Annotated in this window: 15 protein-coding genes; 1 reads left to right on the top strand and 14 read right to left on the bottom strand. The window is 36.2% G+C overall.

Annotation, left to right across the window (positions count from 1 at the left end; all coding sequences use genetic code 11):
- Positions 1 to 835 precede the first annotated feature (835 nt).
- Together ACWNCI_RS14985 and ACWNCI_RS14980 are read right to left on the bottom strand one after the other, a co-directional pair.
- A complete protein-coding gene (locus ACWNCI_RS14985; RefSeq protein WP_449388918.1) occupies positions 836 to 1312 on the bottom strand; it encodes a DUF1905 domain-containing protein in 477 nt (158 codons plus the stop codon).
- Positions 1313 to 1405: 93 nt separating this feature from the next.
- On the bottom strand, positions 1406 to 3607 hold the full coding sequence (locus ACWNCI_RS14980) for a S46 family peptidase (RefSeq protein ID WP_449388917.1): 2202 nt from the start codon (positions 3605 to 3607) through the stop codon (positions 1406 to 1408).
- Positions 3608 to 3694: 87 nt separating this feature from the next.
- Here ACWNCI_RS14980 and ACWNCI_RS14975 point away from each other — a divergent pair, with 87 nt between their 5' ends.
- Positions 3695 to 4150, top strand: coding sequence for an META domain-containing protein (locus ACWNCI_RS14975; protein WP_449388916.1), 456 nt, complete (start codon positions 3695 to 3697; stop codon positions 4148 to 4150).
- A gap of 404 nt (positions 4151 to 4554) precedes the next feature.
- On the opposite strand, the gene ACWNCI_RS14970 is transcribed toward ACWNCI_RS14975, so the two are convergent.
- The 12 genes from ACWNCI_RS14970 to ACWNCI_RS14915 form a co-directional block, all read right to left on the bottom strand.
- A complete protein-coding gene (locus ACWNCI_RS14970) occupies positions 4555 to 5448 on the bottom strand; it encodes a hypothetical protein (RefSeq protein ID WP_449388915.1) in 894 nt (297 codons plus the stop codon).
- A gap of 10 nt (positions 5449 to 5458) precedes the next feature.
- Positions 5459 to 6799, bottom strand: a complete 1341-nt coding sequence (locus ACWNCI_RS14965; protein WP_449388914.1) for a beta-carotene 15,15'-monooxygenase — start codon at positions 6797 to 6799, stop codon at positions 5459 to 5461.
- A 6-nt stretch (positions 6800 to 6805) separates the two neighbouring features.
- Positions 6806 to 7213 carry a hypothetical protein gene (locus tag ACWNCI_RS14960; RefSeq protein WP_449388913.1) on the bottom strand — a complete coding sequence of 136 codons (408 nt, stop codon included), beginning with the start codon at positions 7211 to 7213 and terminating at the stop codon, positions 6806 to 6808.
- Positions 7182 to 7622 carry a DUF6804 family protein gene (locus ACWNCI_RS14955; RefSeq protein WP_449388912.1) on the bottom strand — a complete coding sequence of 147 codons (441 nt, stop codon included), beginning with the start codon at positions 7620 to 7622 and terminating at the stop codon, positions 7182 to 7184. Before ACWNCI_RS14955 ends, ACWNCI_RS14960 begins: the two co-directional genes overlap by 32 nt.
- Positions 7619 to 8011, bottom strand: coding sequence for a hypothetical protein (locus tag ACWNCI_RS14950; RefSeq protein ID WP_449388911.1), 393 nt, complete (start codon positions 8009 to 8011; stop codon positions 7619 to 7621). The genes ACWNCI_RS14955 and ACWNCI_RS14950 overlap by 4 nt, the downstream gene beginning before the upstream one ends.
- Positions 7998 to 8447 carry a hypothetical protein gene (locus tag ACWNCI_RS14945; RefSeq protein ID WP_449388910.1) on the bottom strand — a complete coding sequence of 150 codons (450 nt, stop codon included), beginning with the start codon at positions 8445 to 8447 and terminating at the stop codon, positions 7998 to 8000. Before ACWNCI_RS14945 ends, ACWNCI_RS14950 begins: the two co-directional genes overlap by 14 nt.
- Complete coding sequence (locus tag ACWNCI_RS14940; RefSeq protein WP_449388909.1) at positions 8444 to 8962, bottom strand: SH3 domain-containing protein; 519 nt, start codon at positions 8960 to 8962, stop codon at positions 8444 to 8446. The genes ACWNCI_RS14945 and ACWNCI_RS14940 overlap by 4 nt, the downstream gene beginning before the upstream one ends.
- A gap of 5 nt (positions 8963 to 8967) precedes the next feature.
- Positions 8968 to 10038: a type I restriction endonuclease gene (locus tag ACWNCI_RS14935; protein ID WP_449388908.1), complete on the bottom strand. Its 1071-nt coding sequence runs from the start codon at positions 10036 to 10038 to the stop codon at positions 8968 to 8970.
- A gap of 10 nt (positions 10039 to 10048) precedes the next feature.
- Positions 10049 to 10381, bottom strand: a complete 333-nt coding sequence (locus tag ACWNCI_RS14930) for a YegP family protein (protein ID WP_449388907.1) — start codon at positions 10379 to 10381, stop codon at positions 10049 to 10051.
- A 139-nt stretch (positions 10382 to 10520) separates the two neighbouring features.
- Positions 10521 to 11186, bottom strand: coding sequence for a response regulator (locus ACWNCI_RS14925; RefSeq protein WP_449388906.1), 666 nt, complete (start codon positions 11184 to 11186; stop codon positions 10521 to 10523).
- A 172-nt stretch (positions 11187 to 11358) separates the two neighbouring features.
- Positions 11359 to 11526, bottom strand: coding sequence for a hypothetical protein (locus ACWNCI_RS14920; RefSeq protein ID WP_449388905.1), 168 nt, complete (start codon positions 11524 to 11526; stop codon positions 11359 to 11361).
- 104 nt (positions 11527 to 11630) lie between these two features.
- Positions 11631 to 12293, bottom strand: a complete 663-nt coding sequence (locus tag ACWNCI_RS14915; RefSeq protein ID WP_449388904.1) for a response regulator — start codon at positions 12291 to 12293, stop codon at positions 11631 to 11633.
- Positions 12294 to 12301: the final 8 nt, after the last annotated feature.

Raw genomic sequence — 12301 nt, 5'->3', positions numbered from 1 at the left:
TTTGTTTATTAATTATTAACTTACGATGTCTTTAAATAAAGGCATTAAACAATTAAAATCTATTCTACGAAGATATTTTAGACTTGAAAATATTTGTTACAGATGACAACAATAATATATTTTGTTCTATATTTGTCTCATCAAAAAAGACATTTCAAATTGAAATTTTATTTTGATAAAAAAACCTCCTGTGATGAGGAGGCTTTTTTTAGAACGTACTCTTATTGATTCTTTTTGAAGAACGGCAAAACCGCATGATAAAAATTCAGAAGAGCCGCTATAAGTTCTAAAAACTTAATAAGATATTCCATAAAGGAAAAAATTATAAACTCGAGTTGCCCCTCGAGTTTATTGTTTTTCAAAGGTATTAAAGACTTTTTGTATTAGAAAATTAGCAATACATAAAGTTTTCCACATTTACATGTAAACCGCTTAAATAAAGGACTTCGCATAAATTAGCATTAATCTTAAGATTTATAGCTTATATTTATTAAACAAAATGTAAAAAAGCTTTTATAAAAATGGTTGTACAGTTAAACACGTGTTGATTTTTATAAATTATATTAAAATATTAAATAACAAAGCTGTTTACGAAATCAGAATATCCACTTTACTGATAGTAAAAAATTCATATTTATAATTATTACTTAATATCATTTCTAATTCCTGTGTAAATTCCTGCTGCTAATAATTTCAAAGATGGATGATAATGCTAAAAAAGGATTATAAGGGCACATTTCTGGATTTCTAAATATTTTTCAAAAGATACCAGATTTTCTTAGTCAGAATTTGTCAAAAATATCTTATCAATAAGCTGTTGAGCTATATAAATTTTCTAACCCCCCTTCTTCCCATCCAGAATCATCTGTACCATTTTGACCTTGCGGTTTTCTCGCGTTTCAGGCTTTTTAGCTTCATTAATCCATCGGATATATTCTTTCTGGTGCGTGTAGCTCATCTTGTCGAACAATGCTTTTGATTCAGGATTTTCATTGAAAATGATAAGAATATCATTCGCAATTTCTACCGTCCTTTCTTCTTTGTCTTCAATGAGACTGACCGAAACTTCATCACCGAAAGTCTTCCCCAGCTCTTTTCTTATTTCTTGGGTTAAACCTAAAAGATGACCATCAGATTTCATTTTAGCCAGGCTTCCGCGATATTCTACTTTATCGTCAAAGATTGCCTTGACTTTTACCTGTCCTTTTTTGTTGAACAATTCTTCCGTAGAAAAAGGAAATTCCACAAAGGCCGCGTTCAGATTACCGCTTTGTTTAATGACTGCTTTAAATTGTATGCCATCAGTTTTCATTTATTATTCGAATTTTGTTGCTAATATATTCAATCAAAAATAAAAAAAGCCGCGGAAGAAAACTTTCGCGGCTTTAAAATATATCAATAGATATTATTTTCTTTTTCCTTTAGCAGATGTTGCTTTAGGCATTTTTGTTTTGGTATCTGCAGGCGTATTTTCGTCTCTTACCAATTGTAATTCGTCGATCAGCCTTCTTGCTCCGGCGTATTTGTCGATCGTCCAAAGAACAAAACGAACGTCTACGTTGATGGTTTTCTGCCATTCAGGTTCGAAAACGATGTCACCACTTAATGCTTCACTGTTTCCGTCGAATGCGATACCGATAAGATTTCCATCTCCGTCGATTACCGGTGAACCTGAGTTCCCTCCTGTAATATCGTTGTTAGAAAGGAAGTTAACCGGCATATATCCTTTAGCATCAGCATACTGACCGAAATCTTTAAGGTTATAAAGGTCAATCACTCTTTGCGGAAGATCAAATTCTTCATCACCTTTCTTGTATTTTCCAACAAGACCGGTCATATCCGTATAATAGTTATCCGTAACACCGAAATAGTTTCTGTCTTCTCTGATTGGCAATTTATCTACTGTTCCGTACGTCAATCTCATCGTAGAGTTGGCATCCGGGTAGAACTTTTTCTCAGGCATCGCCTTCATTAATCCTGCTAAGAATAACCTGTTGTTTTTAGCAAAATTATCATCAATCTTCACGAATCTTTCTGCTGAAACCTTTTGATCAGCCACAATTCCGTTGGCAATTTTCCAAAGCGGATCGGCATCCAGTTTCAGTTTGTCAGGGTTTAATACAAAGTTCGTTGCTGAGGTTTTATTGGCAAATATGGAAGAATACGCCACATTGGAAAGGTTTTTAGCATCAAGACCCATGATCGTTTCTGAAGCAACATCTTTGTTGACTCTTGTCTGATAAAGATTGACCATAGAGTTCATCATTTCACCTTCAAGCTTAGTGTTGATATTTTCGTAAGCTGTTTTTAAAGCCGCATCCACTTTTGGCTTCATCGCAAGCCTTCCTTTCATATCCTGATCTGCGTATGCTTTAAGAACACTTCCCACCTGTAAGGCCAAAGTGAAATATTTAGCATTTCTTGAAAGCTGAGACATATACATTCTTTCAACATTTCTGTCTGATGTCTGCTTATAATAAATCCCGATATCTTCTAAAACCGTTTCATACTGAACGATATTTTCCGGTTGCACAGCCCATGTCTTGAATTTTTCTTCAACTTTCTGCTTGTCTGTAATCGTTCCGTTTTTAATTACAGCATCGATAGTACCTTGTCTGTTTTTCCAGTAATTGGCTACTGAAGCATATTGAGAAGCATAGTTCAGCTGAGTTCCTTTATCCTTATCCATGTATTTTTTCATAACATCCATGGCAAGTTTGGAAGCTTCAACCCAAGCCGGGTAATCTTTGTTGACCATCTGCTGAATTCCGTAAGAAGTAAGGTAGCGGTTTGTTCTTCCCGGATATCCTAAGATCATTGAGAAATCTCCCGGCTTCACACCTTTAAGGGAAACAGGTAAGAAATGTTTAGGTTTTAGCGGAACATTGCTTGGAGAATATTCAGCCGGATTTCCTGCTGCATCAGCATACACTCTGAAAACAGTGAAATCTGCCGTATGTCTTGGCCATTCCCAGTTGTCGGTATCACCCCCGAATTTTCCTAATGCGGATGGCGGAGCACCAACCAGTCTGATATCTTTATAATCCTGGTAAACAAAATAATAAAATTCATTTCCGTTGAAAAAATCTCTTACGACTACTGTATATTTTCCGTTTTCAGAATTTTCAGACTGGATCGCTTTTGTTTCAGCATCGATCACCGCTTTTCTTTCTGCAGCGGACATATTGTTGTTTAATTTTGAATTGATTCTCTGTGTAGCATCATCCATTCTTACCAAAAATCTCACATAAAGATCTTTAGCATTGAATTCGTCTTTCTGCTTCATTGCCCAGAATCCGTTCTTTAAATAATCTTTTTCCGGAGTAGAAGCTGCTGCTACTGCACCATAACCGCAATGGTGATTGGTGAAGATAAGGCCCTGTCCCGAAACAATTTCCCCGGTACAGAATCCCCCGAAGCTTACGATCGCGTCTTTTAAGCTCGAATTATTCACGGAGTAAATTTCTTCCGGTGTAAGATGCAAACCTTCTTTTTGCATATCGACACCATTGAGTCTTTTAACAAGCATTAACAACCACATTCCTTCGTCTGCCCTCATTTGAGCAAAACTTAAAAGGAAAGTGAATAGTAGAAGTATTCTTTTCATTTTATAAAATAATTTTTGTGTCGCTAATTTACTAATTTTTACCATATTCTGCCCCCGGAATGGTATGAAATTGGATTTCAGTGTGCTATGAAAACAATATTTGTTTCGGTTTTGTCCGTTTTATTTTCAGGAATGTTGATAAATTGCACTTCTGCAAGTACACATATTTCAAAACACGCAGATCTCAATTCCGGGATTCAACGCGAGTGGATGCTTACTTCTTTTGCAGGGTATTCCAAATCTGATCTTATTAGAAATAATGCCAATATTAACCTTACCGAAAAAGCAGAACAAGAAAAGGTCAAAGGAACCGCCTTTGCAGGCTGCAATAATATGTTCTTTACGGCCGAATTTAAAAATGACGGAAAAGTGAAAATTTCAGAGATCGGCTCTACGCTGAAAGCCTGCAAGGATATGAAGCTGGAAAATGATTTCTCGAAGGAACTCAGAAATGTAACCCGATATTCTGTGAAAGGCCATTTTTTAACCCTTACAGATGACCAGGGACACAAGATGGAATTTATAGCCGCAGACTGGGATTAAATAAAACAAAAAGCTGTCCGAAAAGTTTGGATAGTCTCTTTATTAAGGCTTTTTTCCCGTTTTTTTAGTAATAATTTTACAGCATATTGCGTGGCATCATCATTTTAATTTGCTCCGAAGGAGCAATATCTGTGTAGATCAATATCAGCATCTTGTAATACCAGAACTCCGGAGGAGTTCAATATTTTGCGACAGTTTTCATTTAGTTAGCACACCTCCGGAGTGCTTGCGATATTGTATTGTTTTTTTCTGCTACACAGATATTGCTCCTCCGGAGCATAAAAATTACACGTTCATTTTCGGTGGCGAAAGAAAAGAGTACTTCTCGATACGATTTTTTTCAAAAATCTACTCGAATGGACGGAGATGAATCAAATGCAGAACGCGTATATTAATTGTGTTTTTTAGTTTTTTCCTGAAATGGCTTTTAAGATAATTGGTTCCATATTAGAAGGAAGGTCGGCAGATTTTATCTCATACTTTTTGATTTTCATTTCTTTGAACCAGTTTTCCCAGTATTCTTTGATAATAGCTTCCTCGAAAGGATTTCCTTTTTCCGGATTGATTCCCAGGACGATCACTTCAAGATTGCTGAGGTTGTCATTGGCTTTTACAAAACCATATTCATTCTTTTCAATTAAATTTTTAAAATCTGAATTGGTGAGATTGTTGGCTTTAATTAATTTACCCGTCAGGTAAGAAGTCTTGTTTCCTTCTGCAAACTTGGTGTTGTCATGGTACATATAGCCATCCGTGAGAATAAAAAGGATGTTTCTTTTGTCTTCTTTAATACAATAATCTTTCACCTTGTTTTTAAAAAACTCCCAGATATCGGATCCTACATAATTTCCGTCTTTTATTGCTGACTGGTAAATATTTAAAGGCAATTCGGAATACTTTTTATCAACCAGACCAAAGTAGCTTTTCTGGGTGTTTTTATCGAATGAAACTTTCAGCTCTTTCGTAAAGTCATTGATTTTCGGATCGGAAGGTTCCGGATTGAAAAACACCTGCATCTGATCGTCATAAGTGATGATTTTCTTTGATTTGATATGATTTAGAAATCCTTTTTCGATGGCTTTGATGTATTCCACATCTCTTTGGAAATACTGCATTGTAGGATTTGGATTGGTGGCAGGATCTATTCTGTCTGATAAGTCAATCAGAATGCTTACATTGATGTTGTTGAGATCAGGGACTATTACCACAGAATCTTTTTTGGGTTCATCTTCTTTATTGCTTTCTTTACAACATGATACCAGAGAAATAATCATGAACAGATAACATATTTTTTTCATAAGATTGATTTTATAAAGCTGATAAATACACTAAATTCTGAGTATCCGAATTGGCTCCCACTGTTTCGAGATTGGTAGTATACGTCTCAATACAGCTTTCGATCATGGTCTGTTTTTCTGTTTTGGAAACCGCAATTTTTTCTCCGATAAATGTGATCCAGCCCTGAACGTATTCTGAAGCATACCGTTTGTAATCTTTAGTAGGAATAATAACACTGTCTATGATATTCTGAAGCTCCTCAATTCTGCCGCGTGTTTTGATGATCAACTCTTTAATGTTTCCGATACCGGCGGTAATCTCTTCAATTTCATGTTTTAAAGCAGTAATTTTTTCTGAAAGGGAAAGAACTTTTTTCTGCCTGATTTCCTGTTCGCTTCTTATTCTGTCTTTTTCACGATGTTCTTTCATGACAAAGTCGAAAACCAGTCCCCAGATAATATAAACAATAAATCCCGCGAAAATAATTCCCCAAAACTGAATTTTGGTAAATGCTATTTTAAGGTCAAACGGAGGAGAATCAAAGGTTTTATTTAATTCATATAGTTTTGACTCGATCTCATACGCTAAAATAGAATCGAAAACAAAAGTTACCAGAAATAGCAAGCCCAATTTAATGTAATTAACTTTCGTTTTATTTTCCCCAAACATATGAATCAGAAAACCTAAACCCAGAAATACAAAGGGAATCAGGGTAACGAAAGCTACTTCGATAAAGCCGTCATTCCAGGCCTTCATCCATGCATTGGCATCCAAAACACTCTGTATGACAGTGCTTCTTGCATCAAAGCTCTTAAAGAAAGCAGAATAGGAAGTGGAAATGTAAAAGGTAGCTAAATATAACGTGATGGGAATCAGAAGAATCAGCCCGATCCAGAATTTTGCAGAAGCTCCTTTGGTGGCTTTTACATTATATTTTTCGGGGTTTCTGGGCAGATCAAGAACCTCCGCTTTTAAATCGTCAATACTATTCTGATGATTTTCAATTTCCCTGTTTTTGGTTTTCAGCTGCTCTTCCTTCGTTTCCTGAGAAACTGTTAAAGCTTTGATTTCAGTTTCCCTGTTTTTCTGTTCATTGATGTAAGATTCTTTCAGCTTCTGCTGTTTTTCAACCATTTCTTTCTCCTCATTCTGGAATTTGGAATAAACGGCATCCAGGCAGATGGACAAAGTAGAATGGTTTCCGCTGGTACGCGAGCTGTCTCTGTATCCTGATTCGTGATACGTTCTTTTCCGGCTCTCTTCAGAAGATTCTTCGGAAGTATTGATTTCGGTTTTGGGAAGCGGTTCCTCCTGTTTTTCTATCGGAACCGATTTTAGTTTAAATAAGTTTTTTATGCTGGTGGTATCCATGGCAGGTTAGTTTTTTAGTTCATATAAAATTTCACTTTTGTTCTTTCCTATTTTTACGGCTTCGATGAGATAATCGACAATGGCCGTTACGTTTTCTTCCAGAAATCCGAACATCAGCACGTACTTCTGCATGGCAGAATATTCATTGGGAGAAACGACTCCGTCTGCCCAGATCATTACCGTGAGATCGTACAGATAATCTACTTTTTCCTCAATTGTCTGCGGAACGATTGATTTTAGATTGATCGGGTTTAAAAGAATTTCGTCCAGATTTCTGGAGGAAATGCCTCTTTCTTCGGCGCACCGGTAAAGCATTTTCAGTTCCAGGGCACTGAAATCATCATCACAAATCGCCATTTGATATAATCTTAAAAAATGAGCTTTAAGATTTTCCGTTATCTGATTGTTGTCCATAAGATTGGTTTTCTTTTGGCTTTTTAGGGTTAATAATTCGGTCCCGCGAAGGAAGTCTGAGGTTTGTTGCCTGATCTGTTGTTTCTTCGGTAATGATTTTTTCTTTTATCAGCTCCAGCTTGTCCACGAAAGTGATCAGCAGAAATAGTATTCCTGTAATGGTATCGATGGGAACCCACAAGCTTTTCCGGAACAGATAAATGGGAAAAACAGGATTGAAAAGGATAAGAATAACAAGAAAAATGATGCTGAAATAATGTTGCTTAGCGCTTAAGGTAATGTATAACACCAGTAACGCTGCAACAGAAACAAGAATTCTGAGGAAAGTATAATATTCTATAGGAAGCCTGAAAATACCGATGAAACAACATAGCGCACAGAAGGTGAGAAAGAATTTAAAAGGGTTCATTCTAATCTTTTTTTAGCTTCAAGCTGTTCTCCGTACCAATATTTCTGCGTACTGAAATCTAGTGGCCAATCTCTTTCTGCCTGCTTTTTAATGGAATTATTTTCAATGGCTTCCATATAATCATACGCTTCAATTTGCTCATTAATCCAATATTCCTGTGTTGAATAATCATTTGGCCAATCTTCTTTTGCTTTTTCTTTTAGCTTTATAATGATAGCTTCCTTTTTAGGATCAATATTTTCCAACTTTACTTCCTGTGGATGTACGTCAGAAGTTTCTATGCTTCTATACGTTGACACTTTGTTTTTTTTATCATCAATACTTCCAAAAGCAATGAAAATAAAGAATAAAAATAAGGCTGCTGAAATTGCATGTTTAATAGTTTTCATATTTTTTATTGTTAAAATGTATTATTGTTGCATAACAAAGAGGAATCAGTATTCCTACAAAATAAAAGATCAGATCTATAAGGTCGAAAGTTCCCGGAAGAATTTTAAGTAGTTGAAAAAATTCAGATAAAACAGCTGTTGAAGGAATACTTAGAATCCAAAAAACATTTTGTTTTGTAACGGTTTGCTTCCATATTTCTAATAAAATAGCTGTGTAAGAATAGATCCATAATCCATCTGGCAAACTGTATTTAAACCAATCTGGCAAAATATAAAGAGTGCTTATCTTTTGTAAATTAGTAATGACATCGGAAAGCTTCAGATACTCGACCCAACGAAACATGATCAGTCTTTCCGTTCTGAAAATAAGATAAATAAGGCCTCCTAAAAATAATAGAAAAAGTGATGCGCTTATTCTTAATACACGAATAATCATTTTACATCCTTATAATAGACAAACCCTTTCTTTCCACTCGGTTTCACCTGAACTTTATACCATAGACCTTCTTTTGAAAGCTGAATCAGTTTGGCATTTTTAGTAACGGTGGCTACTATTTTAGATTTTAATGATTTTTTTTCATAGATGTTGACGGCTCCATTTCCTGCGAGATACCTGTTGTTGGAATTGATATTGACATTCAGTTCAACTTTCGGAATCTTACCTGAATTATTTTTTGAAGAGGTATAGGAACTTGAATTTTTGTCCTTTTTAGACTTGCTTTTTTTATAGGAGCTGCCGGAAGATGAGCTTTTGCCAGAAGAACTTCCGCTGCATTTACCACAGGTTCCTCCGCTACCGCAATGTCCGCATCGCGAGCAATTTGAGCAGGCTGTGCAATAGGCAGAACCAGTACATCTTCCGTCGTGCCCAATATTGTCATTGGCTTTCACACAGGAATGTAAAAGAAATACGCTGAAAGTAAGTATAATGAAGGGTATTAGTTTTTTCATAGGTATTAATTATAATTTTCCAACGTTTGGTGCAATTGATTTCTGTAATGATAGATTTCATCAAGATTGTTTAATAAAATCTTTTCTCCGGCATCTTTGCCGTTATGGAAAATTTCCAGGTATTTGTTGTTTGTATTAAAATGCAGCCTGCAAATGGGTTTCCGGTTGTTGTCATCCAGTAAAATCCCGAAATAGGATAAAGTATCTCTGTAGGCAATTCTTGAAGCCGGAATTTTCTCCCGCAAAATGGCTTTTACAATCTGAAATCCTTCCAGCTCTTCTTCGGTGGTGACGATTTTAGATTCGTTGTTATCGTCGATGGGCTGTGCATTTTTTACATCCTCTTCTCTTTTTTCGATCTGTTCGTTGATGCTCAATGCCGATTTCAACCGGAAGCTGATCGATTCATTAATAGAAGTCGTGAGTGCTTTTTTTGTATATTCCTTAAAAGAAACCATTCTGTTGGCAGTCAGATGCTTTTCAAAAAAGCGGTTGACCAGAAGTTTTACCAGTTCATCGGAAGGGTTTTCAATTTCCTTTTCAAATTCTTTGCGGATGGCTTTGATGTATTTCAACGCTTCTGCAGAGTCTAAGATACTTTCCAGGTTGTAATCTTTCTTGGTGAAATTCTCCAGGATTTTGATCGAACTGTCTTTTAAATCTTCAATATTAATCGTGAAAAAGGGCTTTTCATCCATAATATTGGGCTTTTCAAGATCTGTGTAGAAGTTATAAATAATCCCGTTCGTCAACACGCCAAATCTTGTTTTGGAAACATGATAATACCGGTGAAGCTGCGAATTGTGGGCATCGGCACTTTCTTTCCAGTGTTTGCATTCAATGATGAAAATAGGTTCATCATTATTTCTGATCACATAGTCTACCTTCTCCCCTTTTTTGGTCCCGATATCACAAACGTGTTCGGGAACCACTTCTGTAGGATTAAAAATATCATAGCCTAAAATCTGTATAAAAGGCATGACAAAAGCATTTTTTGTAGCCTCTTCGGTGCCGATCTGATCTTTCAGTCCGATGACTTTCTGGTGAAGCTGCTCAAGTTTAATTTTAAGATCCATAGAATTAGTATTAAAGGGTTTCATCTACAATTTCTGCACTCGGTGCATTAGATTTTACGGAGGCAATGCCGTTTTCCATTGCGGATTTTGAAGTGTAGAATTGGCTTTTTCCGATGATTTCACCGTTCCTGGCCTTCAGGACGAAATAGTCTTTGTCATTCACTGCTACTCTTCTGTCATATCTGGAATCGTCCTGAGAATTTACTTTCACCGATTCGATTCCTTTGTAACAAGAAGCTTTTTGAATATAACCTTCGCTGGTTAAAATAATTTCTCCGTTTCCTGATTTCAGGTTAAACTGATACTCTTTGTTTACTCTTTGACTGATTGTAAATTTTCCCATAATTGATTTTTAATTAATAATCCAAAATTATGAGCATTAACAATCAAATAATTACGGAAACCCGTAAAACCAGCAAAAAAATAATAAGCCTTTCAAACAAATGAAAGGCTTATTATTAGTATGGAAAGAAAAAAATGCATCAGATAATCCCAATATCCTTACAAAAGGCGACCAGCTGCTCGTTGCTGGTAACTTCCAAATCTTCCTTAAGGCTGTTCAGCTTTTTCTCGACACTGCTTAAGCTGTAGGGCTTGATATTTTTCTCCTGTAAGTACGATGGAATATTTTTCTGAAGAACGCCTTTCGAAAGAAGAGACACCAGCGCAATATCGTAGGCCGAAAAATCATAACTGTTCAGTTTTCTAACTTCCTGTTTAAGGTCGAGGGAAAGGTAATTTTCATTAATGTAGACGGAGGCGATGGATTTTTTCAGCTCTTTGGAATCATTTCGTGCTTTCCGAACATAGCCGTTGATGAGATAATCTTTAAAAAGCGAATCTATAATGCCGGATTTGTGTTCGGCAGAAAATACGATGACCTTTAACGTAGGTTGAATTTCCCTGATCTTCTCAATAAGCTCTCTTCCGTCTTTTATGCTTTGGGTGTGGTGATCTTCTTCGTAATAAAGATCGGTAATCAGTAAGTCATAAGGTTGCTTGTCACGTATTGATTTCTGCACTTTAGCCAAGGCGTCGTCGCAATAATACACATAATCTACAATCGGAATATTGAGCTCTTCCAGCGTTTTCTGTACGGAAATATTGATGCTTTCGTGATCTTCGGCAATTAAAATTTTTTTGAACATGGTTATATATTTTATGCAGGAAATAGAAGTACTATATACTATTGTATAATTCCTTTTTGATTAGTATTAAATTTAAGATAAAATAATTAAGAAAAACCTTTAATGTATTTTTGAATAAAATTTTAAGAGAAAGTCATATCCGGTGATTGTTGCGTACAACCACCGGAATGAATTAAGCGTACTGGGTTAATTCCCAAGTTACGGCTTGCCCATTGTAAGGAGGCATTCTGTTTCCTTTTGAAATCGGAGCGGTTGTTGATGGGGTTCCCACTACTTTCCACACTCCTGATTCAGGACAACTTTCTCCGGTCCTTACTTTGGTTCCTAATGGCTTTTTCATTGTAATAACTTTATTGGTTTAACACCTCAAAAATATATTCCTTTATTTTGCAATCCTTACGGTTTCACGTAAACCATGAAAAAATGTTCAATTCTATTTTAAAATTATATCAGGCCCATATCCTTAAAGATAACAATCATCTCAACATTGTTTTTTGCACCAACGCCATCGCGAAGTTCATAAAGTCTTTTTTCGATGGCTCTTCTACTAAAAGGCTTAATAAGATTTTGTCTGAAATACATTTCGATTTCATCTTGTATTAATCCTTTAGCTAGCAGTTCCAACAGTTTGAGATCATAGGCATCCAGAGCGAAAGGGATATTCCGGATGGCATTCAGAATTTCCTGCGACATCACGGTTTCTCCTTCAAAAACTTTCCGAATGGTTTTCCTGAGTTCTTTCCCGTCATTTCTGGATTTGCTTACGAACCCGTCGATGCGGTAGGTTTTATAAAGATCATCTATGATCCTTGCCCGCTTTTCTACTGAGAACACCACGACTTTAAGTTCGGGCTGGACCTTTCTCGCTTCTCGGATCAGTTCCTGGCCGTTTTTCAGGTCTTGGTTGACATGATCTTTTTGAAAAGAAAGGTCTGCAATTAGCAAGTCGTACGGCTTTTTTTCTGCGGCTGCGGATTTCAGCCTTTGCAGGGCTTCATCACAATGGGTTGCAAATTCACAATGGGGAATTGATAATTCTTCCATGTTTCGTATAATGCCCAGGTTGGCGACTTCTTGGTCTTCAACGATTAATACTTTTTTAAACATAACAAAAC

The organism is Chryseobacterium lineare (genome assembly GCF_977014045.1).
Note: the sequence above shows the minus strand (reverse complement) of the source record. Positions and strands in the feature narration are given on the sequence as shown.

What these genes read in the sequence shown, in the direction of transcription:
- ACWNCI_RS14985 (WP_449388918.1), bottom strand. Translation starts at nt 1,312, where the DNA reads ATGAAAACTGATGGCATACAATTTAAAGCAGTCATTAAACAAAGCGGT.
- ACWNCI_RS14980 (WP_449388917.1), bottom strand. Translation starts at nt 3,607, where the DNA reads ATGAAAAGAATACTTCTACTATTCACTTTCCTTTTAAGTTTTGCTCAA.
- ACWNCI_RS14975 (WP_449388916.1), top strand. Translation starts at nt 3,695, where the DNA reads ATGAAAACAATATTTGTTTCGGTTTTGTCCGTTTTATTTTCAGGAATG.
- ACWNCI_RS14970 (WP_449388915.1), bottom strand. Translation starts at nt 5,448, where the DNA reads ATGAAAAAAATATGTTATCTGTTCATGATTATTTCTCTGGTATCATGT.
- ACWNCI_RS14965 (WP_449388914.1), bottom strand. Translation starts at nt 6,799, where the DNA reads ATGGATACCACCAGCATAAAAAACTTATTTAAACTAAAATCGGTTCCG.
- ACWNCI_RS14960 (WP_449388913.1), bottom strand. Translation starts at nt 7,213, where the DNA reads ATGGACAACAATCAGATAACGGAAAATCTTAAAGCTCATTTTTTAAGA.
- ACWNCI_RS14955 (WP_449388912.1), bottom strand. Translation starts at nt 7,622, where the DNA reads ATGAACCCTTTTAAATTCTTTCTCACCTTCTGTGCGCTATGTTGTTTC.
- ACWNCI_RS14950 (WP_449388911.1), bottom strand. Translation starts at nt 8,011, where the DNA reads ATGAAAACTATTAAACATGCAATTTCAGCAGCCTTATTTTTATTCTTT.
- ACWNCI_RS14945 (WP_449388910.1), bottom strand. Translation starts at nt 8,447, where the DNA reads ATGATTATTCGTGTATTAAGAATAAGCGCATCACTTTTTCTATTATTT.
- ACWNCI_RS14940 (WP_449388909.1), bottom strand. Translation starts at nt 8,962, where the DNA reads ATGAAAAAACTAATACCCTTCATTATACTTACTTTCAGCGTATTTCTT.
- ACWNCI_RS14935 (WP_449388908.1), bottom strand. Translation starts at nt 10,038, where the DNA reads ATGGATCTTAAAATTAAACTTGAGCAGCTTCACCAGAAAGTCATCGGA.
- ACWNCI_RS14930 (WP_449388907.1), bottom strand. Translation starts at nt 10,381, where the DNA reads ATGGGAAAATTTACAATCAGTCAAAGAGTAAACAAAGAGTATCAGTTT.
- ACWNCI_RS14925 (WP_449388906.1), bottom strand. Translation starts at nt 11,186, where the DNA reads ATGTTCAAAAAAATTTTAATTGCCGAAGATCACGAAAGCATCAATATT.
- ACWNCI_RS14920 (WP_449388905.1), bottom strand. Translation starts at nt 11,526, where the DNA reads ATGAAAAAGCCATTAGGAACCAAAGTAAGGACCGGAGAAAGTTGTCCT.
- ACWNCI_RS14915 (WP_449388904.1), bottom strand. Translation starts at nt 12,293, where the DNA reads ATGTTTAAAAAAGTATTAATCGTTGAAGACCAAGAAGTCGCCAACCTG.